The sequence below is a fragment of the Geodermatophilus sp. CPCC 205761 genome (assembly GCF_051383655.1).
Taxonomy (GTDB): Bacteria; Actinomycetota; Actinomycetes; order Mycobacteriales; family Geodermatophilaceae; genus Geodermatophilus.
The window spans coordinates 57,890-83,357 of record NZ_JALPKQ010000008.1 but is presented as its reverse complement, the minus strand read 5'-3'; the positions used below and the strand labels follow the sequence as shown (position 1 = coordinate 83,357).

Below are 25,468 nucleotides of genomic sequence, written 5' to 3'. Positions count from 1 at the left end.
GACCAACGGTGACCGTTGCCGAGACGGTTCGCCGCCATGTGTCGGCGGGCGATCGCCGCGGGATCGCCCTACGGCACCATCTTCGGTGTGCCCACCCTCCGCCTCCTGGAGTTGGTCACGTTGGAGGAGCGGTGGGATCTGCTGCGATGACTCGCGTTCAGTATCCCGGCCCAGTCCGCCGCTCGATGCGATCTGCGGTGGTCAGCGCGCCGAGCCGGACCGGGCCAGCACCGCGTCGGACACCGTGCTCGTTGCCCAGCGCTCCCACCGCTCCGGCGCCCAGCCACGCTCGACCGTCAGCAAGACATAGACCTCCAAGCTGATCAACGCGAACAGGATGTCGGCGGCCTCGTCCACCGTCAGGCCGGGGCGCAGCGCGCCCTTCGCGTCCAGGGTCTCGGCGAGCATCCGGTGAGCGGTGTGGCGCTGCTGCTGGTTGGTTTCCCACTGTGCGGCCATCTCCGCGTCGCTGCCCGCGGCATCCCGGACGATGTGCAGGATCGGTGCCACCCGGCCGAAGATCTCGCGGCTGACCCGGAGCCAGACGGCCACTGTCTCCGGCCCGCCTGACGCCGCGCGCAACTCCTCGATCCACGGGCGGTCCAGCAGCGCGACCGGCTGATCGTCACCCACGGCGGCGAAGTCGGCGACCCGCTTGAGCAGGGTCCGCTTGTTGCCGAAGTGGAAGTAGACGGTCTGAACGGCGACGCCTGCCTCGTCGGCGATCTGCTGCAGGGTTGTCGCCGCGTAGCCATGCTGCGTGAACAACCGGCGGGCTGCATCTACGACGCGGCGCCGGGTTGCGACCGCCTGGTCGGCTCGCGAGACGTGGGGCGCTTCCCCCTTGACAGCCTTACTCATTCGCTAGACTCTACTCTAGAGTCGACTCTAGCGAATCTTCGTGAGGTGGCCATGCCTGCGTTCAGCGGTTTCCACCACGTGAAGCTCCCGGTCAGTGACGTCACCCAGAGCCGGGACTGGTACCAGACCGTCCTCGGTCTGGTCGTGGACCTGGAGTTTCTCGAGGGCGACGTGCTCATGGGCGTTGCGCTCCGCGACCCCACCGGCACTGTGAGCCTCGCTGCCCGGTACGACCCCGAGCGGGCGGTCGCACTCGCCGGCTTCGATCCCATCGCAGTCGGCGTTCCGAGCCGCGCAGAGCTCGAGGCGTGGGTGGGTCGGCTCGACGCCCTCGGTCAGCCGCACGGGGGCATCGTGACCGGCCACCAGGGATGGGCGCTGATCGGACTGCACGACCCTGACGGCATCGAGATCCGGCTCTACACCATCGAACGGCACGACGAGGGGATGGCGACATGAGCTCCGACGCGCAGGGCTACGTCCTGGAGGCAGGCACCGGGGAGAGCCGGTGGTTCCTGGACACCCGCATGACCGTGAAGGCCGGAGGCGCCCACACCGCGGGCGCGCTCACCGTCATCGAGTGGTCCGCGCCGGTGGGATTCGGACCACCGCGCCACGTGCACCACGCCGAGGACGAGATGTTCTACGTGCTGGAAGGGGAGATGGTCGTCGATTGCGGCGAACAGCGGTGGACCGCCGGGCCCGGCGACTTCGCCTTCCTGCCGCATGGCGTCGCGCACGTCTTCGTCGTGTCCCGCGGCCCGGTACGCGGCCTGCAACTCACCACCCCCGCGGGTTTCGAGGTCTTCGTCGAGGAGGTCGGCCGGATCCCGGACGGCCCCGGACTGCCCGAGCCGTCGATGCCCGACGTGCCCCACCTGGTGGAGGCAGGCCGGCGCCACGGGAACGACATCGTCGGCCCGCCGCTGTCGCTGGACGAGGTCGCGACCCGCGGCTGATGCCGCTGAGAAGCATCCGGTGCGGGGCGCCCTCGGGTGGCCGGGCGCGGGTCGACGTCGTCGCCGAGCACGGCAGGCGGCTCAGCTCGCCGCTCGGCAACCTCGAAGAAGCGCACCGGCGGTGGGCGATTGCCGAGCGCGGCCTCGCCTGCACTGTCCTGTCTCGTGGGGCACGGGCGGCACGACCCTGCAGCTGCCGCATCGGGCAGGATCCCCGGGGTGCCCACCGTGACCATCACCCAGGACCCGGCGGCCGACGACCTGCTCGGCCGTGACCCGCTCGCGCTGTTGCTCGGGATGCTCTTCGACCAGCAGTTCCCCATGGAGCGTGCCTTCGCCGGCCCCCGTCTGCTGGCCGATCGCATGGGCGTCGACACCCTCTCGGCCGCCGAGATCGCCGAGGCCGACCCGGAGCGGATGACCGCCTGGTTCCAGGGCCCGCCGGCGATCCACCGCTACCCGGGCTCGATGGCCGGGCGCGCCCAGGCGGTCTGCCGCCTGCTGCTGGAGCGCTACGACGGCCGGGCCGAGGGGCTGTGGAACGACGTGGCCGACGGCGCCACGCTGCTCGAGCGGGTCGGGCAGCTCCCCGGCTTCGGGGCCCAGAAGGCGAAGATCCTCGTCGCGCTGCTCGGCAAGCAGTACGGCGTCACGCCGCCGGGCTGGCGGGAGGCGGCGGGGGAGTACGGGGAGGACGGCGCGCGCCGCTCGGTCGCCGACATCACCGGACCGGCGTCCCTGGTGGAGGTCCGCCAGTTCAAGCAGGCGAAGAAGCAGGCCGCGAAGGCCGCGACGGCGACCTGAGGACGGCGCGCGGGGTACCTGCACCGCCCGCGAACGGGTGGCACCATGGGCGGGGCACCCGGGCTGCGCCGGGATCCGGACGCCGTCGGGACGTCGGGCGGAGCAGCCCGCGGAGGGGATCTGCCGAGCGCCGCACTCCGGCCGGCAGAGGGAAGGAAGCCCGTGGCCTCGAGCCAGCAACCGGCGCGGCCCCGTCGGCCGGAACCCGTGCTCATCACCGAGGCCCAGCTCAGCCTGGACGAGCAGCACGCGATGCGGAAACGGCGCTACGTGCTGACCATGGCCGTCCGCGCCGTGGCTCTGGTGCTCGCTGCGGCCTTCTACCAGACGCTGTGGCTGGCGCTGATCTTCGCGTTCCTCGGCGTCGTGCTGCCCTGGGTCGCCGTGATGATGGCCAACGACCGGCCGCCCAAGAAGAAGCTCGCCGTGAACCGCTACGCACCCGGCCGGCCGGACCGGATCCTGGAGAACCCCGCCCGCCCGGGGCGCGTCATCGAGCACTGACGAAGGACCCCCTGCCCCCACCGCTCGCCCGCTCGCGGCGGGCCCCTGCAGGGGGCCTCAGCGGGCGCCGGCCCGCGCGACCACGGCGGCCGCCCGGGCCAGGCCGGCCTCCAGCGCCCGCACCGCGTCGGTGGGGTCGGTCAGCCACACCGACAGCAGGCCGGCGGCGAAGGCGTCCCCGGCACCGGTGCTGTCCACGACGGTGGCCGGGTGCGCCGGCCGGTGCAGCACGGTCCGCCCCGACGCCCACAGCGCGCCCTCGGCGCCCAGGGTCACCACCGCGACCTCGTGGCGGGTGGCCAGGGCGCGCGCCGCCGCCTCCGGGTCCGTGCAGCCGGTGAGCAGCCTCGCCTCGGCCGCGTTGGGCAGCACCAGGGTGGTGGCGGCGGTGTCGGCCAGCCACCGGTCGACGCCGTAGCGCGCGAGGGGCCCGGTCGACGCGGGGTCCACCGAGACGGTGCCGCCGGCGGCGGCCGCGGCCGCGAGCGCGGCCAGCCCCGCGGCGCGCGGCCGCGGGTCCAGAAGCGTGTAGCCCGAGAGGTGCAGGTGCCCGCCGGGCGGCAGCGGCGGGACGTCGTCGGGCCGCAGCTCGAGGTTCGCCCCGCGGTCGGCCAGCATGCTGCGCCGGCCGCCCGGCTCGACCAGGCTCACCACCGTTCCGCTGGGGACACCGGGCACGGTCCGCACCGCCGGTGTGACCCCGGCCGCTCCCAGCTCCGTCACGAGCCCGATGCCCGCCGGGTCGTCCCCGGTGCAGCCGGCGAAGACCACCGGCACCCCGAGCGCGGCGAGGTGGGCGGCGACGTTCGCACCCGCGCCCCCGCCCCGCGTGCGGATCCGGGCGGGCCGGTCGGACTCCGGCGCCGGCTCGCCGGAGAGCACCACGACGACGTCGGTCGCCAGGTCGCCGACGACGAGGACGGGACGCACCGCGCCGCTCAGCGGGGGAGTGCGGCCAGGGCGGCCGCGATCCGGCCGGCCAGCTCGGCGTTGCGCAGCACCAGGCGGACGTTGACCGCCAGCGTGGCCCCCTCGCTGGCCCGGTGCAGGTGGTCCAGGACGAACGGGGTGACCGCCTTGCCGCGCACCCCCGCCGTCTCCGCGGCCGCCAGCGCGCCGGCGATCACCCGGTCGTGCAGCTCGGGGTCGAGCTGCTCGTCGGCCGGCAGGGGGTTGGCGACGACGACCGCGCCCGGCGCCAGGTCCCGCCGGGCGGCGAACACGGCGGCGGCCTGCGCGGCGTCGTCCACCGACCAGTCCAGCGGCGAGCCGGAGTCGGAGACGTAGAAGCCGGGGAACGCGCGGGTGCGGTAGCCGACCACGGTCACCGACAGCGACTCCAGCCGTTCCAGGGTGGCCGGGACGTCGAGGATCGACTTGACCCCGGCGCAGACCACGACCAGCGAGGTGCGCGCCAGGGCGGTGAGGTCGGCGGACTCGTCGAACGTGTCGGCCGCCTGCCGGTGCACGCCGCCGAGCCCGCCGGTGGCGAAGACCGGGATGCCGGCCGACGAGGCGAGCAGGGCGGTGCTGGACACCGTGGTGGCCCCGCTGACGCCGAGCGCCGCGGCGACCGGCAGGTCTCTGACGCCGAGCTTGGCCAGCTCCGGGTCGGCGCAGACCCGGTCCACCTGCCCGGGCGTCAGCCCGACGTGCGGCACGCCGTCGAGGACGGCGATCGTCGCGGGCACCGCACCGCCGGCGCGGACCGCGGCCTCGACCCGGTCGGCCGCGGCGCGGTTGTCCGGGTGGGGGAGCCCGTGCGCCAGGAGCGTGCTCTCGAGCGCGACGACCGGGCGCCCCTCGGCGAGGGCGGCCGCGACCTCGGGTGAGGTCCGGACGGCGAGGGGCGGGTGGTCGGCGTGCACCCTGCCATCATGGTGGGCGGGGGAGCCGCGCCCGGGTGGGCGTCTCCCGGTCCACGTCCCCGCGAGCCGCCAGGGAGCAGCGCGTGAGCAGCAGCGACATCCTCGAGAAGCCCGACGTCCGCGAGGGCGACACCGGCAACGCCAACGAGGTCTTCCACTACGTCCGCAAGAACAAGATCGCCGAGAGCGCCGTCATGGGCACGATGGTCGAGGCGCTCTGCGGCGAGGTCTTCCCGGTGACCAAGGCGCCGAAGCCCGGCAGCCCGGTGTGCCCGGCCTGCAAGGAGATCTACGAGCAGCTCCGGAAGTAGCAGCGCCCCGCTGCGCGGGGTTCACATGAGGTCGAGGCGGCGGGCGCGCTCCAGCTTGGCCGCCCGCCGCTCCTGCCGGCGCCGCTCGTGCCGGCGCAGCGCCGCCGGCCAGCGCGCCTGGATGGTCGCGTTGAGCTCGGCACCGAGCAGCACCGCCATGCCGAAGAAGAAGCAGAACAGCAGGGCGGCGATGGGGGTGGCGAGCGCGCCGTAGGGCAGCGTCGCGGTGAGGATGTCGGACACGTAGGCCCGCAGCAGCAGCACGGCCACGAGGAAGAACCCGACCGCCAGCAGGGTCCCCGGCAGGTGCCGCTTCCACGGCAGCCGGCGCGGCAGCACCACGTGGTAGAAGCAGGTCAGCGCCAGGACCAGCCCGAGCAGCACCACCGGCCAGTAGACGGCGTTGACCAGCACCGTCCCGGTGTCCTGCCAGTCGCGTGGCAGCAGCGACACCAGCACCCCGCGGCCGAGGACCAGCAGGGGGAGGGTCAGCACCGCCACCACCATGCCGACGACGAACAGCCACAGCGCCATCAGCCGGGTGGCGATCGGGCCGCGGACGTCGCGCTGGTCGTAGGCGATGACGATCGTGTTCATGAACGTCGCCGTCGCCGAGGAGCCGGCCCACAGCGACAGCAGGAAGCCGACGCTGACCAGGTCCAGCCGCCCGGAGCCCAGGATGTCGGCCAGCGTGGGGCGCACCAGCGAGTCGACGACGTCCGGCGTCAGGGCCTCGGCCGAGGCCGTCAGCAGCTGCTCCTCGATCTCGGCGACCGACGCGTCGCCGATGAAGCTGCCCAGGTAGCCCAGCGACCCCAGCAGCCCGATGAGCAGGGGCGGCACCGAGAGGATCTGCCAGAAGGCGGCCTCGGCCGACAGCCCGAGGATCCGGTCCTGCCACGCCTTGGCCAGGGTGCGGCCGAGCACCTGCAGCGGCACGCGGAGCGGCGCCGGCCAGCGGACCAGCCGGTCCCGCGGCGCGGCGGCCACCGGGAGGCGTGCGGCACCGTCCGAGGCCGGATGGTCGGCGTCGACACCGTCCGGCCCGCTCCCGGCGCGGGCCGTGGAGCCTCCGGGCAGCACGGTGCTCACCGGCTCAGTGTGCACGTCAGGCCTGGGGTAGAGCCCCGCCCGACCCCGGCGAGCCGCCGCGGTCGCCCGAACGGGCGAGCGGTCAGCCGCCCGGAGTCGGCGCGGGGGCCGGCACGGGTGCGCTGGGGTCGGCGACCGGGACGCACCGGATGACGGGCTCGGCGGCGTAGCGGGCCCGGAAGTCCTCCCGCTTGATCTCCGCGCCGCCGGCCGGGTCGCGGAACACCCGGGTGACGGTGATGTCGAAACCGGTCGACCCGGCCTGCGGGCTGCAGCTGCCGTCGTCGGGCTTCTCCTGCACGACCGGCTGCCGGATGTTGAAGCGCTCGCTGCTGACCGACTCGATGTCGTAGCGCTTGGTCCCGTAGAAGGTGATCGTCAGGGAGTTCGGCGTCCACTGGGTGTCGACCAGGACGCCGGTGTCGCTGTCGTTGCGCCACTTGAGGTCGATGGAGTCGTAGTAGACCGTCGCCTCGCGGCCGGCCGGATACCGGCTGATGTAGTAGCTGTGCGGCTTGTGGTAGACGTCCTCGAGGCCGGCGAAGAAGACGGCGTTGAACATCGTCGTCGCGACCTGGCTGACGCCGCCGCCGACGGCGGTGGTGAACTCGCCGTTGTTGATCACGCCGGCCTCGACGTAGCCCTGCGCGGTGGTGCGCGGGCCGGTGTACCCGTTGAGGCTGAACGTCTCGCCGGGCTGCACGACCGCGCCGTCGAGCTCGGCCGCAGCCACGCGGATGTTGGTGCCGCTGGCCGCGCTGGTGAAGTTCGTCGTGAAGGTGCTGATCTCCTCGCGGATGCCCAGCGCCTCGGCGTCGGCGGTGCTGAACTCGGCCTCCACCGGCCCGAGCGCCGCGGTGACCGAGCGCGGCGCGGGCTGCGGCAGCACCTCCAGCAGCTGGCCGGCGAGGGCCGTGGGGTCGACCCCGGTGCCGTCCACCGACGGGACGACGGTCACCGCGCCGCCGGAGACCTCGAAGCGTGCGTCCTCGGCGGGCGTGCCGAACTCGGCGAAGCCGTCGCCCATGGCCTCCTGGAGGCGGGCGGGGTCGACGGCCACGGCGAGCGCGCCGTCCTCCTGCGGCGTGAAGGCGAGCGCGGCGGCGAGCGCGGTCTCGGGGATCTCGACCGACGTCCCGCCGTCCTGGCTGGCCACGGTGACCGGCGCGGCGAGGGCCGGGGTCACCGTCGCGTCCAGCACCCGCTGGGCCTCCTCGGCGTCCACCGCGCTCGGGGTGACGTCGACCGGCAGCTCGATCGGCGTGCTCGGGTCCCCACCGGCGGCGAGGAAGTCGGTGACCGCAGCCGCGGCGCCCTCCCGGTCCAGCGTGCGGCCGTCCTGGGGCTGGACCACGGTGGCGGTCGTCCCGTCGATCGCGATCGTGGCGTCCACCGGCGCCCGGTCGACCTGCTGGGCGATGGCGTCGACCTGGGCGGCCAGCGCGGTGTCCTCACCGGTGATCACCGGCGCGATCTCGCGGTCGCTGAACACCGAGACGAGGCGGGTCCACGGGTTGAGCGGCTGGTCGCCGGCGGCCTCCAGCGTGCCGGGGACGTCGAGGGTGATCCCGGCGGTGGCGGGGGAGAGGGTGGCCTGCACGTCGTCGGCGACGACCGTGTGGTCGGCGGTGACCCGCGGCGCCAGCTCCGACTCCAGCTCCTCGGACGCGGCGGCGGGCGAGAGGCCACCGATGTCGACGCCGGCGACGACGGTGTTGCGGGGGATGTCCCCGCCGGCCACCAGCACGTCGGCGCCGTAGACCGCAGCGAGCACGCCGACCGCGGCCACCGGGGTGATGAGGGCCGGGCGGCGCCACCAGGGACGGCGCGGCGCGCCCGCGCCGGGGGCACCGTCGTCGCCCGGACCGCCCGGGCCGGCGCTGATGTCGCTCCCCAGGCCGGTGTCGGCGGCCGGACCGTCGGTCGCGGTGGTCGCGCCGCCGGCCGGAGGGGGCGGGGTGTCGCCCGGTGCCTCGCCAGGGGCGAAGCGGATGTCCTGCGTCGCGCCGTCGTCCTCGGGCGGGGCGTCGGGAGCCTCCGGAGTCGCGGCGGGCGTCTCGGGCGTCCCGGCGGCCGGCGCCTCGCGGGCGCTCGGCGGCTCCGCGACCGGGACCTCCGGCGTGGTCGACGGCCCGGCGACCGGCGCCGGCTTGCCGGAGACGTCGGGGCCGACCGGGCCCCGGTCCCGCGGCACGGGCCGGGTGTCGTCGGAGAACGCCTCGGACTCGATCCGGGCGGTCTGGTCCTGCTGAGTGGGGTGCTGTGGCATCGCGGGATCTCCGGGTGGCCGTCGACCGGGGATCCCCGGGAACGACGGAGCCGCCGGCGTCCCGTCCGCGTGGTGCGGATCAGGGACGCCGGCGGCGGCGTCGGGTGAGGGCTTCATCGCTGTGAGCGACGATAACCTCTCGGTCAGGTCGTGAGGCGCTGCTCGCCGTCGGTGTCGATGATGTCGACGGCGATGTCGCGCAGCTTGCCCTCGTACTCACGGGCGTGGTGACCACAGAACACGAGGTCACTGCCACTGGCGAGGACCACCCGCACCTTGGCCAGCGCGCCACAACGGTCACAGTGGAAGGGAACGACCAGCTCGTCGGCGGAGGGGGTCGTCGTCAGCGTCTGGGTCATCTGGGTCATCACTCGCTCTCTACCGCACGGACCCGCGGCTGCGGATCGGCCTCCTGCACAGCGCCAGGGCGACCTCCTGTGTTCCCGGTCCTTCCGGCCGGAGGGCAGACTCGCTGGTGGCGGGCCTGTGTCCTTCGTCACGGTGGGGCGGGTCAGCAGGGGACGTCACTGGGTCGGGCAGGACTGTTTCGTCAGGGTGGTCTCGTCGTTCCGTGCGCCGGTCATCGTCCGGCTGGTGGGTCCGCTGCTGTCTCGACGTCCCTCACGCTACGCCGCTTACCCGGCGGATGACGGCGTACACGACCGGTCCGCCTCGTGTGGGTGAGATCGTGACCTTCCTGACATCCGGCCGTGACGGGCGGGACGCAGTGACACCCGCCCGCAACGCGAAGGGGCCCCGGCCGGTGGCCGGGGCCCCTTCGTGCGGGACGGGGTTCTTCCTCAGTCGAGGTAGTCGCGCAGCACCTGCGAGCGGCTGGGGTGGCGCAGCTTCGACATCGTCTTGGACTCGATCTGCCGGATCCGCTCACGGGTGACGCCGTAGACCTGGCCGATCTCGTCCAGCGTGCGCGGCTGGCCGTCGGTCAGGCCGAAGCGCAGCCGGACGACGCCGGCCTCGCGCTCGGACAGCGTCTGCAGCACGCTGGTCAGCTGGTCCTGCATGAGCGTGAAGCTCACCGCGTCGACCGCGACGACCGCCTCGGAGTCCTCGATGAAGTCACCGAGCTGGCTGTCGCCCTCGTCGCCGATGGTCTGGTCGAGGCTGATCGGCTCCCGGGCGTACTGCTGGATCTCCAGCACCTTGTCCGGGGTGATGTCCATCTCCTTGGCCAGCTCCTCCGGGGTGGGCTCGCGCCCGAGGTCCTGGAGCAGCTCGCGCTGGATGCGGCCGAGCTTGTTGATGACCTCGACCATGTGCACCGGGATGCGGATGGTGCGGGCCTGGTCGGCCATGGCGCGGGTGATGGCCTGCCGGATCCACCAGGTGGCGTACGTGGAGAACTTGTAGCCCTTGGTGTAGTCGAACTTCTCGACCGCGCGGATCAGGCCGAGGTTGCCCTCCTGGATGAGGTCCAGGAACGCCATGCCGCGGCCGGTGTAGCGCTTGGCGAGGGAGACCACGAGGCGGAGGTTGGCCTCGAGCAGGTGGTTCTTGGCCCGCTCGCCGTCGCGCACGATCCAGTTGAGGTCGCGGCGCATCTGGGGGGAGAGCTTCTGGCCCTCCTCCTCGGCCTGGCGCAGCCGCTCGGCGCCGTAGAGGCCAGCCTCGATCCGCTTGGCGAGGTCCACCTCCTCCTCGGCGTTGAGCAGCGCGACCTTGCCGATCTGCTTGAGGTAGGCGCGGACGGAGTCGGCCGACGCGGTGAGCTCGGCGTCCTTGCGGGCCTGGCGGAGCGCCTCGGACTCCTCCTCGTCGTCCCACTCGAAGTCGCCGCCGACGGCCTCGGCCTCCTCGGGCGTGGGCTCGTCGGCGACGCCGTCGGGGCCGGCGACGACGGCGTCGTCGAGCTTGAGGCCCTCCGGTCCGGCGTCGATGACGGCGACGGGGGAGTCGTCGGTGGCGACGGCGGTCAGCACGGCCCCCTCACCACCACCCGGCGACGGGGCGATGCTCGGCGTGCGGGCGCCCGTGGCGGACTTCGCCGGGGCCTTCTTGCGGGTGGACTTGGCCGGTGCGGCTCCGGCCTCCCCCGCGGATACCGGTGCGCTGGTCCGGGTGGGCCGGGGACCGGCGGCGACCGTCCTGGAGCGCGTGCTCGCTGCGGCGGCGTCCGGTTCTGGCTGATCGGCGGGCACTCAGGTTCCTTCCCGTGCTGGGGTGCGTTCCCCGGAGTCCCCATGTGGTCCCCGGGCAGCGGCCCCGGGCCGGCGTCCCGGGCGCGGGCGTCCCGCGGGCACCCCGGGTTTCACCGGTGCGCGGACGGGGGATGCCTCACGGCTGAGGAGCGACGGAGCGGGGCTTCCCCATTGTAACGACGCGCCAGGGCTATTCCACCGTTCCGTACTGGTCGCGGTCGCCCGCAAGGGGGTCTTCCCCCCTGATCCGGGACGTGCTCACGCTCCGTGGCGGTCCGGGCGCGCGATGGTCCGCCTCCGTTCACGCACGGTCACCGTCCGATGCGCTCCTCGGCAGCGAGCGCCGCGCCGACGATGCCGGCGTCGTTGAGCAGCTCCGCCGGGACCACCGGGGTGCGGGTGGAGAGCAGCGGCACCCACTTGTGCGCCTTCTTGCTCACCCCGCCGCCGACGATGATCAGGTCCGGCCAGACGCTGGCCTCGAGCACGTCGAGGTAGCGGTCGACCCGCCGCGCCCACGCCGGGTAGCTGAGCTCCTCGCGGTCCCGGGCCGCGGCCGACGCGCGGCGCTCGCCGTCCTCGCCGTCGACCTGGATGTGCCCGAACTCGGTGTTGGGCACCAGGACGCCGTCGGTGAACAGCGCGCTGCCGATCCCGGTGCCGAAGGTCAGCATGAGGACGACGCCGTTCCTGTCCCGGCCGGCGCCGTAGCGCATCTCGGCCAGCCCCGCGGCGTCGGCGTCGTTGAGCGTCTGCACGCCGTCGGGCACCCGCTCGGCCAGGCCGGCGGCGAGGTCGGTGCCCAGCCAGCTCTTGTCGACGTTGGCGGCGGTGTGCGCGACCCCGCGCTTGAGCACCCCGGGGAAGGTCACCCCGATCCGGCCCTGCCAGTCGAAGTGGTCCACGATCCGCGCGACGACGTCGTACACCGGCTCGGGCAGGGACGGCTGCGGCGTCTCGATCCGCAGCCGCTCGCCCTGGAGTTCGCCCTTGTCCAGGTCGACCAGGCACCCCTTGATCCCGCTGCCACCGATGTCGACCCCGAAGCCCAGCACGCGGTCAGGGTAGTGACCGGGGCCGCCGGCGCCAGTGGGGCTCGGGCAGGATCGGCGTCGTGACCTCCGACGTGGAACCGGCCGCCCTCCTCGACCTCGCCGTCGCGACCGCGCGGGAGGCGGGGGAGCTGGTGGCCCGCGGGCGCGCCTCGGCCGCCGAGCAGGTCGACCTCAAGTCCAGCCCGGTCGACATGGTCACGGCCGTGGACAAGGCCTGCGAGGAGCTGGTCGTGGCCCGCCTCCTGGGGGCGCGTCCCGACGACGGGGTGCTCGGCGAGGAGGGCGGCGAGCGGACGGGGACCAGCGGCGTCCGCTGGGTGGTCGACCCGATCGACGGCACCACGAACTTCGTCTACGGGCTCCCCGCCTTCGCGGTGTCCATCGCGGCCGAGGTCGACGGCCTGGTGCGCGCGGGTGTGGTCCTCAACGTCGCCACCGGCGAGCTGTACGCGGCCACCGCCGGTGGCGGCGCGACCCTGACGGTGGGCGACGGGGACCCGGTCCCGCTGACCGGCAGCCGCCCGGCGTCGCTGGAGCAGACCCTCGTCGCGACCGGCTTCGGCTACCAGGAGGAACAGCGCCGGGCCCAGGGGGCGGTGGTGGCCGAGCTCCTCCCGCACGTGCGGGACATCCGCCGGCACGGGTCGGCCGCGCTCGACCTGTGCACCGTGGCCGCCGGCCGGGTCGACGCCTACTACGAGCTGCACCTCAACGCGTGGGACTTCGCGGCGGGGGCCCTCGTCGCCGCCGAGGCCGGGGCGGTGGTCACCGGGCTCCCCGGGCGCCCGTTCGCGCAGCCCCTGGGCATCGCCGTGGCGCCCTCGGTCGCCGAGCCGTTCGTCGAGCTTCTCGACCGGCTGCACTGAGCGGTCCCCGTACCGCCCACCCCTCGCCGGTTCGCGGCGGAACCGGGCAGGCCGGCCGTCAGCAGGCCGCGGCGGCGCTCTCGACGGTGCTCAGCGCCTCGGCGACCTGCTCGGCGGTGGCCAGGCTGTCGGGGAACACGAACTCCGGGCCGATCACGAGGTCGACCTGGGCGGTCGCCCGGGTGTCGAGGAAGTCGCCGGCGTCGCGCAGGTGCAGGGCCAGGTAGGCGGCCGCGTCGTTGCCGCGGGGGCCGTGCCGGATCTCGCCCACGCCGGTGACCTCGCGGTCGGTGGGGTCGTTGGCGACCTCCTCGACCACGAAACCGCGGGCCTGCAGGTCGGCGGCGACCGTCTGGGCCAGGCCGGCCGTGTCGGTGGCGTTGAACACCCGCACCGAGAGGGTGCTCGGGTCCAGCGAGGGCGGGGCCGCCGAGGCGGTCGTGCACGCCGCCGCCTGGGCCGCGTCGCGGTCCTGCTCGTCCTGCAGCACGTTCCACCAGACCGCCAGTGCGGCCAGTGCCAGCACGAGCAGGAAGATCAGCGGCGGGATCGGCCGCCGGCCACTGCGGGGGCGCACCGCGGGACGGTCGGTGGGCGGCGCGGTCACGAGCTGGTTCCCCCTCGGAGGCTGACGGTCGGCGGGAGTCTAGAGCCGCCGCAGGGCCCTAGATCGCACCGTCGTCCAGTGCGGCGCGTCCCTGCTCCACGCAGGGGTCGATGCGCTCGGCGTAGCCGGAGGTGTCCTTGCCGGCCATCGCCCCGGCCGCCGAGCGGGCGACGATGCCGGCGACGATCGCGGCGAACTTGAAGTAGGCGAACCCGACGTACCAGTTGAGGTCCGACAGGTCGAGCCCGCTGCGCCGGGCGTACCGCTCGGCGACCTCCGTGCGGCTGGGGAAGCCGGGCAGCGCGGTCACCGTGCTCTGGCCGGCGACGCTCTCCTCACCGGCCTGCGGCCAGTAGACGAACAGCATCCCGACGTCGGCCAGCGGGTCGCCGAGCGTGGACATCTCCCAGTCGAGCACCGCGCGGATCCGGCCCGGGACGTCCGGGTCGAGCAGGCAGTTGTCCAGCCGGTAGTCGCCGTGGACGATCGCGTCGCGCTGGGTGGCGGGCACGGTCTCGGCCAGCCGGGCGGCCAGCGCGTCGAGGCCGGGACGGTCGCGGTCACGGGTGGCGTCCCACTGCTTGGTCCAGCGCCGCACCTGCCGGGCCATGAAGCCCTCCGGCCGGCCGAAGTCGCCCAGCCCCACCGCTTCGTGGTCGACGGCGTGCAGCTCGGCCAGGACGTCGACCAGCCCGTCGCCGATGGCGCGGCGCTGGTCCGGCCCGTCGGCGTACCCGGGGGGGATCCGGTCCACCACGTGCAGCCCGACGACCCGTTCCATCACGTAGAAGGGCGCGCCGAGCACCTCCGGGTCGGTGCACAGGTGCAGCGTCCGCGGCACGGGGACCGGCGTCGGCCCCAGGGCGCTGATCACCCGGTGCTCGCGGGCCATGTCGTGCGCGGTGGCGAGCACGGCGCCGGTCGGGGGCCGCCGGAGGATCACCTCGTCGCCCGGTGCGCCGTCCTCCGGCCTGACCACGTAGGTGAGGTTGGACAGGCCCGCGGCGATGAGCTCGAGGCGCACCGATCGCCACCGCTCGTCCCCGAGGACACCGGCCAGGTACGGACCGACGACGGCTGGGTCAGCACCCGCGGGAGTCGACACGGGCGCAGGGTAACCTCTGGCGCTCCGCACCCCGTCCGACCCGATCCGGCTCCGATTGCGATCGTCGCCTCGCGAGTCGGGCACAAACGGGGACCGCGCGACGTTGGGGGGTCCGCTGGTCGTCCAGCGCCGTCGTCTCCCGCCGTCCGGCGGTGCTCACGGGGACGCGGACAGCCACACCGGCCGGGGCCCGAGAAGCGGGTGCCGGCCTGCAGACCACCGGTCGCCCTGCGACCGGCAAGGACGGCGGCGCCTCGGCGCCGACGTCAGACGAAGCGGGCGCCGAAGCCCGCGAGAACCCCGGAGGAGGGGCACACCCCATGGCCACCGACTACGACGCCCCGCGCCGCAACGAGGCCGACGAGCTCGGCGAGGACTCGCTCGAGGAGCTCAAGGCGCGGCGTGCCGAAGCGCAGTCCTCGTCGGTCGACGTCGACGAGACCGACTTCAACGAGAACCTCGAGCTGCCCGGCGCGGACCTGTCCAACGAGGAGCTGACCGTCCGCGTCCTGCCCAAGCAGGAGGACGAGTTCACCTGCTCGCGCTGCTTCCTGGTGCAGCACCGCAGCCGGCTCGCCGCCACCCGCGGCGACCAGCTGTTCTGCCGGGACTGCGCCGCCTGACGGAGAACCCCGTCCTCCCCAGGACGGGAGCGGTGATCCAGAGCACTCGACGGGAGGAGAGCACGTGACCGAGGACCGGGAGCGCACCGGCGCGGTGCGCGACGTCCCGCCGCCGCGTCCGGTGGCCACCACCGGGCCCGGCGACGGACCGGCCGTCGAGAGCCCCCTGGGCCGCGCCGGCCGGGTGCTCGCCGACGCCGTCTCCGGGCTGCTGGGCGGTGCGGCCGGCACCCCGGTCGAGGACGGGCGCCGGCCGGCCGCCGCCACCCTGCGGGATGTCGTCTCGGCGGTCGTGTCGGCCGCCGGCAGCCGGGTCGGGCGCGGCAGCGCGCCCGCAGCCGGCACCGCGTCCGCCGCCGAGGGTGACGACAGGTCGCCGGTCGCCCTCCTGGGCGACCTGCTGGCCGCCGCCGCGCCGCGGCTGCCGATCCGGGACGCCGCCCGGCTGCGGGTGGCGTACCCGGGGGCGGCCGACGACGAGATCGCCGACCTGCTGGTCGCCCGCGCCGGCCGGCTCACCGCCGGCATCGGTGCGGCGACCGGCGGCATCTCGGCCGCGCACTGGCTCGCCCCGCCCTCGCTGCTGGCGCTGCCACTGGAGCTCGCCGCGGAGACGGTGCTGACCGCGGCGGTCGAGGTCGTCCTCATCGGGGAGCTGCACGAGCTCCACGGTCGGCCGGCCCCCGGCGACGCCCGCGCCCGCGCCGGCGCGTACCTGTCCAGCTGGTCGGCGCAGCGCGCCGTCGACGGCGCGGCGGTCGCCCCGGGTCTCGGCGCCCTGCTGGGCACCGCCGGGCTGCGCACGCTGCGCCTCCGGATGACCCGGCGACTGGCCCGCTCGATCCCCGCGGCGGCGCCGTTCCTCGTCGGCGCGGCGCTCGGCGGCCGGGGCAACCTCAAGGCCACCGAGAGCCTGGCCGGCCGCGTCCTCACCGACCTGCGGAAGCTGCGCACCTGACGGCGACCGCGCGACCGCGCCACTAGGGTCGCCGACGTGCCCGACCCCGACGCGACCGTCCCCGGGTCCGGCGCCCCCGAGGTGGACGTGCCGGTCCGGCTGTCCGCCCCGGGCGGCGCCGTCCCCGCCTACGCCCTGCCCGGCGACGCCGGCGCCGACCTCACCCTCGCCGAGGACGTCGAGCTCGCGCCGCTCCAGCGGGCGCTCGTGGGCACCGGGGTGGCCGTGGCCATCCCGGAGGGCTACGCCGGCTTCGTGCACCCGCGGTCCGGGCTGGCGCACCGGCTGGGACTGAGCCTGGTGAACGCGCCGGGCACCATCGACGCCGGCTACCGCGGCGAGATCAAGGTCAACCTGGTGAACCTGGACCCCACGACCCCGCTCACGCTCCGCCGCGGCGACCGCGTCGCCCAGCTGGTCGTGCAGCCGGTGGTGCGGGCCCGGTTCGTGCCGGTCGAGGAGCTGCCCGAGAGCACGCGCGGCAGCGGCGGGCACGGCTCGACCGGCGGCCACGCGAGCGCACACGCGAAGGGACGCAGCTGACATGCCGTTCGGACGGCGACGCAACCGGATCGACCGCAGCCTCCGCGAACGCGGGGTGCCGCCCGAGCCGCAGCACCGCGTCCGCGAGGTCGAGGAGACCGCGGGCCCCTGGGACGCGGCCGACGCGCCCGACGACGGGGTCGCCCGCGTCGACCTGGGCTCGCTGCGGCTCCCCGCGGTCGCGGGCATGGAGCTGCGGGTCGACGTGAACGCCCAGCAGAAGGTGATCGGGGCGACCCTGCGGGTGGGCGAGTCGCTGCTGCAGGTGTCGGCGTTCGCCGCGCCGCGGGCGGCCGGCATCTGGGACGAGGTGCGGGCCGAGCTCGCCCGCAGCGCCTCGGGTCAGGGCGGGTCGCTCACGGAGGTCGAGGGGCCGTTCGGGACGGAGCTGGCCGGAACGGTCCTCACCACGCCGCCGGCGCAGGCCGGTCAGCCCGCGCCCCAGCCGGTCCGCCGGGCGGCCCGCTTCCTCGGGGTCGACGGCCCCCGCTGGTTCCTCCGCGGGATGCTCAGCGGCCCGGCGGCGGCCGACCCGGAGGCCGCGCCCGAGCTGGAGGAGGCGTTCCGGCGGATCGTCGTCGTCCGCGGGGCCGAGCCGATGCCCGTGCGCGAGCAACTGCCCCTGACCCTGCCCCCACAGGCGGCGGCGCAGGTGGCCGCCCAGCAGGCGGCCCGCCAGCAGCTCGCGGCCCAGCAGGCGGCCCGCCGGCAGGCCCCGCCCGGGGGCGGGACACCGGCTGCCGGCGGCACCCAGCCCGCACCCGGCGCGTGAGGACCTCCTACGGCCCGCACCCCGACCAGTTCGTCGAGCTGACCCTGCCCGACGGCGGGGGCCCGGCACCCGTCGTCGTGCTGCTGCACGGCGGCTTCTGGCGGGCCGCCCACGGCATCGAGCTGGCCCGGCCCCTCGCCGCCGACCTGGCCGCGGCCGGGTTCGCCGCCGTCGCCGTCGAGTACCGGCGGGTCGGCGCCGGGGGCGGGTGGCCGGCCACGCTCGAGGACGTCGCGGCCGCCGTCGACGTGCTGCCCGACCTCGCGCGGGAGGGGGGAGACGCAGCCGGCCGGCTGGACCTCGCCGACGTCGCCGTCGTGGGCCACTCCGCGGGCGGGCACCTCGCCGCCTGGGTGGCCGGTCGCGGGCGCCTGCCGGAGGGGGCGCCGGGCGCGCGCCCGCGGGTGCGGATCGCCGCCGCGGTGCTGCAGGCCGGCGTCCTCGACCTGACCCTGGCCGCCGCCCAGCGGATGGGCAACGGCGCGGTGCAGGGCCTCCTGGGCGCGGAGCCGGACGAGGCCCCCGAGCGGTACGCCGCGGCCGACCCGGTCCGGCTGGTGCCCGCCGGCGCCGACCTGCTCTGCGTGCACGGCCGGTCCGACGAGTCCGTCCCACCGGAGCAGAGCGCCCGCTACGCGGCCGCCGCGGCTGCGGTGGGGGAGCGGGTCGACGTGCGCCTGGTGGACGGCGACCACATGGTCCTGATCGACCCGGCCGGGGCGCCGTGGGCGCTGGTGCGCGACTGGCTGCGGGAGCGCGCCGCGCGCCCGCGGGGCAGATCTACGCTTGCACCGTGACCGATACCCGTTCGGGCGGCTGGCTGGCGCGGACCCTGCAGCGCCTGACCGCCGACGACCAGACCATCGATGCCGAGCAGTTGCGCGAGGGCGCGGCGATCGCCGGCTGCGAGCCGGTCAGCGCCTGCCGCAAGGGGGCGGTCGTCACGGTCACCGGCCGGCTGAAGTCGGTCGTCTACACCCCGCGCGAGACGGTGCCCACCCTGGAGGCCGAGCTCTTCGACGGCTCCGGGTCGGTGACGCTGGTGTGGCTGGGCCGGCGCCGGATCCCCGGCATCGAGCCCGGGCGCACGCTCAGCGCCCACGGCCGGTTCGCCTCCTTCGACGGCCGGCAGGTCATCTACAACCCCCGGTACGAGCTGAGCGCCGGGTGACACCTGTGCCCGAGGGGGAGGGCCGCCCCGGGCCGGCGGAGACCGGCCCTCACCCGGCCGGTGGACCGCCGGGCGGCGAGCCGGCCACCGTGACGTTCGACCGGCACCTGGTGCTCGAGCAGCTCGGCGGCTGGCGGGGCATGCTCGACGCGTCGCTGCCCACGGTGGCGTTCATCGTGGCCAACTCCCTCGGCGGGCTGCGCGCCGGCATCTGGGCGGCGATCGGCGCCGCCGTCCTCGTCTTCGCGCTGCGCCTCGTGCGCCGGGAGAGCGTCCAGCAGGCCGTCAGCGGCCTGTTCGGGGTGGCGATCGCGGTCGGGATCGCCGCCGCGTCCGGCCAGGCCCGCGACTTCTTCGTCCCCGGCCTGGTCCGCAACGTCGCGCTCGGCGTCGTGCTGATCGGCTCGATCGCCGTGCGCTGGCCACTGGTCGGCGTCCTGGCCGAGTTCCTGGCGCCCAGCCACCTGGGGGCGATGGCCTCGCACAAGCTGCCGGGGCTGCGGAAGAAGCTGGACCGGGTCAGCGCGACCCTGCACCACCGACAGCCGCCGGACCCGGAGACCGGCGAGCGACCGGCCGACCCCCAGCCGGAGCGGCACTGGCGCGAGGACCGTCGGATGGTGCGCGCCTACTCCTGGCTGACCCTGCTGTGGGGCGCGACGTTCCTGATGCGCGCCGTCGTCCAGTTCGTGCTGTACCGGGCCGACGAGGTGGAGCTGCTCGGCACCGCGTCCCTGGTGCTGGGCCTGCCGGTGACCGCGGTGGAGGTCGTCGTGACGCTCTGGGTGGTGGCGCGGCTGCACCGGCACCGCTCCGAGCCGGCGGACGCCGGCCCGGAAGAGCAGCGCCCGGCCGCCTGAGGCCTCGTTCAGCCGGCGTGGGCGGGGGAGAGGACCTCCTGCAGCTGCTCCTCGACGTCGGCGTGCGTGATGAACAGCAGCTCGTCGCCGGCCTCCAGCGGCTCGTCCGGGCTGGGGTTGATCACCCGGTCGCCGCGCAGCAGCGCGGTGAGCACCGTCTCCCGGGGCAGGGGTACGTCGCGCAACGGCCGGCCCACCCAGGGCGTGTCCTCGGCGAGGGTGATCTCGACCAGGTTGGCCGCGCCCTTGCGGAAGCTCATCAGCCGGACGACGTCGCCGACGGTCACCGCCTCCTCGACGAGCGCGGCGATCACCCGCGGGGTCGAGACGGCGACGTCGACGCCCCAGGCCTCGGTGTAGAGCCACTCGTTGCGCGGGTCCTTCACGCGGGCGACCACCCGGTTGACCGCGAACTCGGTCTTGGCCAGCAGGGACACCACGAGGTTGGCCTTGTCGTCACCGGTGGCGGCCACCACGACGTCGCAGGTGGCCAGCTGCGCCTCCTCCAGCGAGGAGACCTCGCAGGCGTCGGCCTGCACCCACTCGGCGCCGGGAACGGCCCGGGTGCGCACCTTGCGGGCGTCCTTCTCGATGAGCATCACCGTGTGCCCGTTGTTGAGCAGCTCGCCGGCGATCGACCGGCCGACAGCGCCGGCGCCCACGATGGCCACGCGCATCAGTGATCCCCTCCCTCGGGGCCTCGCTCGACGACCTCGTGCACGCGCTGGGTGACCGCGTCGGTGGCGGCGACGACGAGCTGGTCGCCGTCCTGCAGCACGGTGGCCGGGGTGGGCAGCTGGGCGTCGCCGAAGCGCACCAGCCAGGCCGCCCGCGCGCCGGAGGCGGCCTCCAGCGCCGAGAGCTTCTTGCCTACCCAGCCCTCCGTGACCGTCACGCGCATGAGCAGCACCTGGCCGGTGGGCTCCCGCCACAGCTCGCTGACCTTGACCGACAGCAGCTCGCGCAGCAGCCGGTTCACCGTCCAGGGGACGGTGGCCACGCTGGGGATGCCCATGCGCTCGTAGACCTCGGCGCGCTTGGAGTCGTAGATCCGGGCCACGACGTGCTGGACGCCGAAGGTCTCGCGGGCCACCCGCGCGCTGATGATGTTGGAGTTGTCGCCGCTGCTGACCGCGGCGAACGCCCCGGCGGAGTCGACGCCCGCGTCGAGCAGCGTCTGCCGGTCGAAGCCCAGACCGGTCACCTGGCGGCCGGCGAAGTCGGGCCCGAGCCGGCGGAAGGCCTCGGGGTCCTGGTCGATCACCGCGACGCTGTGGCCGATCTCCTCGAGCCGGCGGGCGATCGCCGATCCGACGCGGCCGCAGCCCATCACGACCACGTGCACTGGGGGCTCCCGATCGCAGATCCGTGGTGCGCCGGGCGCCGTCCGCCCCGCGCTGTCCGGCCGCGAAGCTACACCCGGGGACGTCGCCCGCCGACGTCCGGAGCGCCGGAACTCACCCTCGCGGAGGCGGCGCGCAGGCTCCCGGCGTCCGTACCATCGCCGCCGTGCCCAGCCTGTCCGACCTCGGACAACTCCCGAAACGGCTGGTCGTCGGCCGGCCCGTCCGCAGCGACCGCGCCGGCGAGTCGCTGCTGCCCAAGCGCCTCGCCCTGCCGATCTTCGCCAGCGACCCGCTCTCCTCGGTGGCCTACGCCACGCAGGAGATCCTCATCGTGCTGACCCTCGCCGGGACGGCCTTCCTGTACCTGGCCCCGTGGCTGGCCATCGCGGTCGTGCTGCTCCTGACCACGGTGGTGCTGTCCTACCGGCAGGTCGTGAAGGCCTACCCGTCCGGTGGGGGCGACTACGAGGTCGCGTTCAAGAACCACGGCCAGTTCGCCGGGCTGACCGTGGCCAGCGCCCTGCTCGTGGACTACGTGATGACCGTGGCGGTGTCGGTCGCGGCCGGCACGGACAACATCATCTCCGCGTTCCCCACGCTGAACGAGCACCGGGTGCTCATCGCCGTCGGGCTGGTGGCCGTGCTGGCCGCGGCCAACCTGCGGGGACTGCGGGAGTCCGGCCGCACGTTCGCCGCCCCCACGTACCTGTTCATCACCGGGATCCTGGTGATGGTGGCCACGGGCCTCGTGCGGGACCTGTTCACCGACTCGCCGGTCGTCGCCGAGACCGCCGGCTTCTCGATCTCACCGGAGCCCGGTTACGAGCAGCTGACCGGCCTCGCGCTGCTGTTCTTCGCGCTGCGGGCCTTCGCCTCCGGCTGCACGGCGCTGACCGGGGTCGAGGCGATCGCCAACGGCGTCCCGGCGTTCAAGCCGCCGAAGAGCCGGAACGCCGCCACCACGCTGGCCCTCATGGGCGGCATCGCCGCGGTCATGTTCGCGGGCGTCACCGCGCTCGCCCTGGCCGCGGAGGTCAAGTACGTCGAGCACCCGTGCGACCTCGAGGGCTTCGCGAACTGCGAGACCGAACCGCAGCGGACGGTCATCGCCCAGGTGGCCGCGGCGACCTTCGGCGGGGACACCTCGCCCGGCTTCTTCTACATCCAGGCGGCCACCGCGCTCGTGCTCGTGCTGGCCGCCAACACCGCGTTCAACGGCTTCCCGCTGCTGGGCTCGGTGCTGGCACAGGACCGGTTCATGCCGCGCCAGCTGCACACCCGCGGCGACAAGCTGGTCTACAGCAACGGCATCCTGCTGCTCGCCGGGTTCGCCGCGCTGCTCATCATCGCCTTCGGGGCCGACGTCAACCGGCTGATCCAGATGTACATCGTCGGCGTCTTCACCAGCTTCTCGATCGGCCAGTGGGGCATGGTGCGGCACTGGAACCGGGAGCTGCGCGGCCGGCCCGACCCGGCGGTGCGCAGCCGGATCCGCCGCTCGCAGGCGATCAACGCCGTCGGCGGCACGCTGACCACCGTCGTCCTGGTGATCATCGTCGTCACCAAGTTCACCCGCGGCGCCTGGCTGGTCCTGCTGGTGATGCCGGTGCTGTTCCTGCTGATGAAGGCGATCAACCGGCACTACTCGCACGTCTCCGAGCAGCTGATCCCCGACACCGACTCGCGGATGCTGCCCAGCAAGGTGCACGCGATCGTCCTGGTGTCGAAGGTGCACAAGCCCACGCTGCGGGCGCTGGCCTTCGCCCGGGCGACGCGCCCCGACCAGTTGACCGCGCTGACCGTCAACGTCGATGACGCCGAGACGCGGGCGCTGCAGGGCCAGTGGGAGAAGTACGACATCCCGGTGCCGCTGACCGTCCTGGAGTCCCCGTACCGGGAGATCACCCGGCCGGTCCTCGACTTCGTCAAGGGCATCCGGCGGGACAGCCCGCGCGAGCTGGTCGTCGTCTTCGTGCCGCAGTACGTGGTGGGCCACTGGTGGGAGAACGTGCTGCACAACCAGAGCGCCCTGCGGCTGCGGGCCCGGCTGCAGTTCCAGCCCGGCGTCATGATCACCACGGTGCCGTGGCAGCTGGAGAGCTCGGTCGGGCGGGACGAGGACAACGGCGGCGGTCCGGCGCCCGGCGACCTGCGGCGCGGGCTGACCGACGACGCCGAGGTGACCCCGTATGGATGAGGACCCCGCTGCCCCCCGCCGCTCGCAGGCTCGCGGCCGGCCCCGGCAGCGGGGCCGGGACCGCGGGGCACGGCCGGATCGCGGCGGCGGGTGGACCGGACGCGAGTTCGAGGTCGCCATCGGGCCGGTCGCCCACGGTGGGCACTGCGTGGCCCGGCACGAGGGGCGGGTCGTCTTCGTGCGGCACGCCCTGCCCGGCGAGCGGGTGGTGGTCCGGGTGACCGAGGACCGGCACCCGGGCTTCTGCCGCGCCGACGCGATCGACGTGCTGGCGGCCTCGCCGGAGCGGGTGGAACCGCCCTGCCCGTACAGCGGGCCGGGCCGCTGCGGCGGGTGCGACTGGCAGCACGCCGACCCGGCCGAGCAGCGCCGGCTGAAGGCGGCGGTGGTCCGCGAGCAGCTGGCCCGCCTGGCCCACCTGCCGGACGTCGAGGTGACCGTCGAGGCCCTGCCCGGCGGTCCGCTGCGCTGGCGGTCGCGGGCGCGGTTCGCTGTCGACCGCTCCGGGGCGCCGGGGCTGCGCCGGCACCGGTCGCACGACCTGCAGCTGCTCGACGACTGCCCGATCACCGCCGAGCCGGCCGCCCGCGCGGTCCTGGGACGGCGCTGGCCGGGTGCGGGGGCGGTGGACGTCGCCGTCGACACCACCGGCACGGTGACCACGACCCGGCTGGACCGGCAGGGCCGGCCGCAGTCGACGCGTGTGCTCCGCCCGGGCGAGGACGTCCCCGCCGAGCCGGCCGGCCGCACGTCGCGGTCCGCCGCCGGCCGCGACTGGGAGGTCGAGGGCACCGGCTTCTGGCAGGTCCACCCCGAGGCCGCCGACGCGCTGGTCGCCGCCGTCGAGACGTTCGCCGACGTGCGGCCGGGGGAGACGGTGCTCGACCTCTACGCCGGCGCGGGCCTGTTCGGCGGGGCGCTCGCGCCGCTGGCCGGGCCGGACGGGCGTGTGGTCTGCGTGGAGGCCGACCCGGCCGCCTGTGCCGCCGCCGAGGCCAACCTCGCCGAGCTGCCGCAGGCCGAGGTCTGGCAGGGCGAGGTGGACGCCGAGGGGCTGGCCGGGCTGCTGGACGAGCTCGGCGCCGGGCCGGACGTCGTCGTCCTGGACCCGCCGCGGGCGGGCGCCGGGCAGGAGGTGAGCCGGGTGCTCGCCGCAGCGACCCCCCGCGCGGTGGTCTACGTGGCCTGCGACCCGGCGTCGCTGGCCCGCGACGTCGCCGTCTTCGGCGCGGCCGGCTACCGGCTGGCGGGGATCCGTGCCTTCGACGCCTTCCCCATGACCGCGCACGTGGAGTGCGTGGCGCTGCTGCTCGGGGACCCGGTCCGGCCGTAGGGGAGGCCGGGCGCCGGCTGCCGGGGACGGCGCCGCCGGGCCGCCTGTCGCCGTCCTCCTGGCTCAGGCCGGCTGGTGGCCGTGCACGAGGGGGCTCCCTGCCGGTCTGGGCGGGCCGGCTGCCGGCGATCACCTGGTGGGCGGGTCGCCGTCCCGGGCGCGCGGCAGCGCTGCCGACGGCTGCGGCCGGAGGTCCTGCCGTACCGGTACCGACGCGTCTACGCTGCCACCGGCCGTCGCGAGGAGACAGGCATGGACAGAAGGCAGAGCAGTCGGGATGCCCTGTACGAGTCATATGCCACGACGCACGCGGGCACGGCCGGGAGGACGTCCCCGACGGCCCTCCAGGAAGTGGTGCGGCGGCTCCCCGACGACCGCAGGGGCCCGGTCGTCGACCTCGGGTGCGGCCAGGGTGCGCTCGTGGCGGCCATGCGGGCCGCGGGATACACCCGGGCCCGGGGCATCGACGTCAGCCCTGAGCAGGTCGCCATCGCCCGGCAGTCCGGCATCGACGGTGTGGAGCAGGGGGACGTGCTGGAGGTGCTGTCGGCGTCCCCGGGACAGTTCCTGGCCATCACGGCGACCGACTTCTTCGAGCACCTGACCCGGGAGGAACTGCTGGTCCTGCTGCCACAGGTCCGGGCGGCGCTGCGTGACGGTGGCGTGCTGGTCGGCCGGGTGCCGAACGCGGTGAGCCCGTTCGGCGGCAACTACCGGCACGGCGACTTCACTCACGAGTCCTGGTTCACCGCACGCAGCGTCCGCCAACTCATGGCCGTCGCCGGGTTCGCGGGCGTCGACGTCTACCCGTCGGCGCCCGCGCCGCACGGGGTGGTCAGCGCGCTGCGCCGGCTCGTCTGGACGTTCTACAGCGGCTTCTTCAAGCTCGGCCTGGCCGCCGAGACCGGGGTCCTGCGCGGCAACATCGTCACGCAGAACCTCGTGTTCGTCGCGCGGCGCGGACCGGGCTCTCCGATGACCGCGTGACGGGGCCTGAGCAGCCCCGGCTGCAGGCCGCGGTGGTCCGCGAGCAGCTGACCCGCTTGCCGGACGTCGAGGTGACCGTCGAGGCCTCCGGGTGTGGGGCACGGTGACGGCGAGCCGGACCGAACGGCTCCCCGCGCGGTGGGCTGCGCGGCCTGCGCTCCGGCGTCGCTGACGCGCGACGTCGGGAGCGCACGCTCGGGCAACGCGTCCGCGCCGGAGGT

Annotated in this window: 28 protein-coding genes; 16 read left to right on the top strand and 12 right to left on the bottom strand. The window is 74.9% G+C overall.

Going from position 1 to position 25,468, the window contains the following annotated elements:
* Positions 1–201 precede the first annotated feature (201 nt).
* Complete coding sequence (locus MY526_RS06940) at positions 202–861, bottom strand: TetR/AcrR family transcriptional regulator (protein ID WP_436703553.1); 660 nt, start codon at positions 859–861, stop codon at positions 202–204.
* Positions 862–912: 51 nt separating this feature from the next.
* Here MY526_RS06940 and MY526_RS06935 point away from each other — a divergent pair, with 51 nt between their 5' ends.
* The 4 genes from MY526_RS06935 (at position 913) to MY526_RS06920 (ending at position 3,128) form a co-directional block, all read left to right on the top strand.
* A complete protein-coding gene (locus MY526_RS06935) occupies positions 913–1,320 on the top strand; it encodes a VOC family protein (RefSeq protein ID WP_436692273.1) in 408 nt (135 codons plus the stop codon).
* Positions 1,317–1,820 (top strand): quercetin 2,3-dioxygenase, encoded by a 504-nt coding sequence (locus tag MY526_RS06930; protein WP_436692272.1) that lies wholly within the window; start codon positions 1,317–1,319, stop codon positions 1,818–1,820. The genes MY526_RS06935 and MY526_RS06930 overlap by 4 nt, the downstream gene beginning before the upstream one ends.
* A gap of 219 nt (positions 1,821–2,039) precedes the next feature.
* Positions 2,040–2,624: an HhH-GPD-type base excision DNA repair protein gene (locus tag MY526_RS06925; protein WP_436692271.1), complete on the top strand. Its 585-nt coding sequence runs from the start codon at positions 2,040–2,042 to the stop codon at positions 2,622–2,624.
* 207 nt (positions 2,625–2,831) lie between these two features.
* Positions 2,832–3,128, top strand: a complete 297-nt coding sequence (locus tag MY526_RS06920) for a DUF3099 domain-containing protein (RefSeq protein WP_436692270.1) — start codon at positions 2,832–2,834, stop codon at positions 3,126–3,128.
* Between the two features lie 57 nt (positions 3,129–3,185).
* On the opposite strand, the gene MY526_RS06915 is transcribed toward MY526_RS06920, so the two are convergent.
* The gene (locus tag MY526_RS06915) at positions 3,186–4,058 is read right to left on the bottom strand and encodes a carbohydrate kinase family protein (protein ID WP_436692269.1); all 873 of its coding nucleotides are present in this window, start codon (positions 4,056–4,058) and stop codon (positions 3,186–3,188) included.
* Positions 4,059–4,066: 8 nt separating this feature from the next.
* On the bottom strand, positions 4,067–4,996 hold the full coding sequence (locus tag MY526_RS06910; RefSeq protein WP_436692268.1) for a pseudouridine-5'-phosphate glycosidase: 930 nt from the start codon (positions 4,994–4,996) through the stop codon (positions 4,067–4,069).
* Positions 4,997–5,079: 83 nt separating this feature from the next.
* Between MY526_RS06910 and MY526_RS06905 the strand changes: the two genes are divergently transcribed.
* The gene (locus MY526_RS06905) at positions 5,080–5,307 is read left to right on the top strand and encodes a DUF3039 domain-containing protein (protein ID WP_436692267.1); all 228 of its coding nucleotides are present in this window, start codon (positions 5,080–5,082) and stop codon (positions 5,305–5,307) included.
* A 21-nt stretch (positions 5,308–5,328) separates the two neighbouring features.
* Here MY526_RS06905 and MY526_RS06900 read toward each other — a convergent pair whose 3' ends face one another.
* The 5 genes from MY526_RS06900 to ppgK all read right to left on the bottom strand — a co-directional run bounded on the left by MY526_RS06900 (position 5,329) and on the right by ppgK (position 11,879).
* Positions 5,329–6,399 carry a YihY/virulence factor BrkB family protein gene (locus tag MY526_RS06900; protein WP_436703551.1) on the bottom strand — a complete coding sequence of 357 codons (1,071 nt, stop codon included), beginning with the start codon at positions 6,397–6,399 and terminating at the stop codon, positions 5,329–5,331.
* Between the two features lie 82 nt (positions 6,400–6,481).
* Positions 6,482–8,668: a VanW family protein gene (locus MY526_RS06895; protein ID WP_436703549.1), complete on the bottom strand. Its 2,187-nt coding sequence runs from the start codon at positions 8,666–8,668 to the stop codon at positions 6,482–6,484.
* Positions 8,669–8,811: 143 nt separating this feature from the next.
* Entirely contained in the window at positions 8,812–9,036 is a 225-nt protein-coding gene (locus tag MY526_RS06890) for a DUF7455 domain-containing protein (protein WP_436692264.1), read from the bottom strand.
* Positions 9,037–9,468: 432 nt separating this feature from the next.
* A complete protein-coding gene (locus MY526_RS06885) occupies positions 9,469–10,605 on the bottom strand; it encodes an RNA polymerase sigma factor (protein ID WP_436703547.1) in 1,137 nt (378 codons plus the stop codon).
* 530 nt (positions 10,606–11,135) lie between these two features.
* Positions 11,136–11,879 carry a polyphosphate--glucose phosphotransferase gene (ppgK, locus tag MY526_RS06880; protein WP_436692262.1) on the bottom strand — a complete coding sequence of 248 codons (744 nt, stop codon included), beginning with the start codon at positions 11,877–11,879 and terminating at the stop codon, positions 11,136–11,138.
* A 59-nt stretch (positions 11,880–11,938) separates the two neighbouring features.
* Here ppgK and MY526_RS06875 point away from each other — a divergent pair, with 59 nt between their 5' ends.
* A complete protein-coding gene (locus MY526_RS06875; RefSeq protein WP_436692261.1) occupies positions 11,939–12,745 on the top strand; it encodes an inositol monophosphatase family protein in 807 nt (268 codons plus the stop codon).
* Between the two features lie 58 nt (positions 12,746–12,803).
* On the opposite strand, the gene MY526_RS06870 is transcribed toward MY526_RS06875, so the two are convergent.
* Positions 12,804–13,352: a LytR C-terminal domain-containing protein gene (locus MY526_RS06870; RefSeq protein ID WP_436692260.1), complete on the bottom strand. Its 549-nt coding sequence runs from the start codon at positions 13,350–13,352 to the stop codon at positions 12,804–12,806.
* Between the two features lie 58 nt (positions 13,353–13,410).
* Complete coding sequence (locus tag MY526_RS06865) at positions 13,411–14,457, bottom strand: phosphotransferase family protein (RefSeq protein WP_436692259.1); 1,047 nt, start codon at positions 14,455–14,457, stop codon at positions 13,411–13,413.
* A gap of 320 nt (positions 14,458–14,777) precedes the next feature.
* Between MY526_RS06865 and MY526_RS06860 the strand changes: the two genes are divergently transcribed.
* The 7 genes from MY526_RS06860 to MY526_RS06830 all read left to right on the top strand — a co-directional run bounded on the left by MY526_RS06860 (position 14,778) and on the right by MY526_RS06830 (position 19,384).
* A complete protein-coding gene (locus MY526_RS06860) occupies positions 14,778–15,080 on the top strand; it encodes a DUF4193 domain-containing protein (protein ID WP_097206154.1) in 303 nt (100 codons plus the stop codon).
* A gap of 64 nt (positions 15,081–15,144) precedes the next feature.
* Positions 15,145–16,038: a hypothetical protein gene (locus tag MY526_RS06855; protein WP_436692258.1), complete on the top strand. Its 894-nt coding sequence runs from the start codon at positions 15,145–15,147 to the stop codon at positions 16,036–16,038.
* Between the two features lie 36 nt (positions 16,039–16,074).
* A complete protein-coding gene (gene dut, locus MY526_RS06850) occupies positions 16,075–16,581 on the top strand; it encodes a dUTP diphosphatase (RefSeq protein ID WP_436692257.1) in 507 nt (168 codons plus the stop codon).
* Position 16,582: 1 nt separating this feature from the next.
* Entirely contained in the window at positions 16,583–17,353 is a 771-nt protein-coding gene (locus MY526_RS06845) for a DUF3710 domain-containing protein (protein WP_436692256.1), read from the top strand.
* Entirely contained in the window at positions 17,350–18,150 is an 801-nt protein-coding gene (locus MY526_RS06840; RefSeq protein WP_436703545.1) for an alpha/beta hydrolase family protein, read from the top strand. Before MY526_RS06845 ends, MY526_RS06840 begins: the two co-directional genes overlap by 4 nt.
* Positions 18,147–18,524, top strand: a complete 378-nt coding sequence (locus tag MY526_RS06835; RefSeq protein WP_436692254.1) for an OB-fold nucleic acid binding domain-containing protein — start codon at positions 18,147–18,149, stop codon at positions 18,522–18,524. Before MY526_RS06840 ends, MY526_RS06835 begins: the two co-directional genes overlap by 4 nt.
* An 89-nt stretch (positions 18,525–18,613) precedes the next feature.
* Entirely contained in the window at positions 18,614–19,384 is a 771-nt protein-coding gene (locus tag MY526_RS06830; RefSeq protein WP_436692253.1) for a DUF3159 domain-containing protein, read from the top strand.
* An 8-nt stretch (positions 19,385–19,392) separates the two neighbouring features.
* On the opposite strand, the gene MY526_RS06825 is transcribed toward MY526_RS06830, so the two are convergent.
* Both MY526_RS06825 and MY526_RS06820 read right to left on the bottom strand, forming a co-directional pair.
* On the bottom strand, positions 19,393–20,061 hold the full coding sequence (locus tag MY526_RS06825; RefSeq protein WP_436692252.1) for a potassium channel family protein: 669 nt from the start codon (positions 20,059–20,061) through the stop codon (positions 19,393–19,395).
* Positions 20,061–20,729, bottom strand: coding sequence for a potassium channel family protein (locus MY526_RS06820; RefSeq protein ID WP_436692251.1), 669 nt, complete (start codon positions 20,727–20,729; stop codon positions 20,061–20,063). The genes MY526_RS06825 and MY526_RS06820 overlap by 1 nt, the downstream gene beginning before the upstream one ends.
* A 164-nt stretch (positions 20,730–20,893) precedes the next feature.
* Here MY526_RS06820 and MY526_RS06815 point away from each other — a divergent pair, with 164 nt between their 5' ends.
* The 3 genes from MY526_RS06815 to MY526_RS06805 all read left to right on the top strand — a co-directional run bounded on the left by MY526_RS06815 (position 20,894) and on the right by MY526_RS06805 (position 25,247).
* Positions 20,894–22,927, top strand: a complete 2,034-nt coding sequence (locus MY526_RS06815) for an APC family permease (RefSeq protein ID WP_436692250.1) — start codon at positions 20,894–20,896, stop codon at positions 22,925–22,927.
* The gene (locus MY526_RS06810; RefSeq protein ID WP_436692249.1) at positions 22,920–24,260 is read left to right on the top strand and encodes a class I SAM-dependent RNA methyltransferase; all 1,341 of its coding nucleotides are present in this window, start codon (positions 22,920–22,922) and stop codon (positions 24,258–24,260) included. The genes MY526_RS06815 and MY526_RS06810 overlap by 8 nt, the downstream gene beginning before the upstream one ends.
* A gap of 252 nt (positions 24,261–24,512) precedes the next feature.
* A complete protein-coding gene (locus tag MY526_RS06805) occupies positions 24,513–25,247 on the top strand; it encodes a class I SAM-dependent DNA methyltransferase (protein ID WP_436692248.1) in 735 nt (244 codons plus the stop codon).
* Positions 25,248–25,468 lie beyond the last annotated feature (221 nt).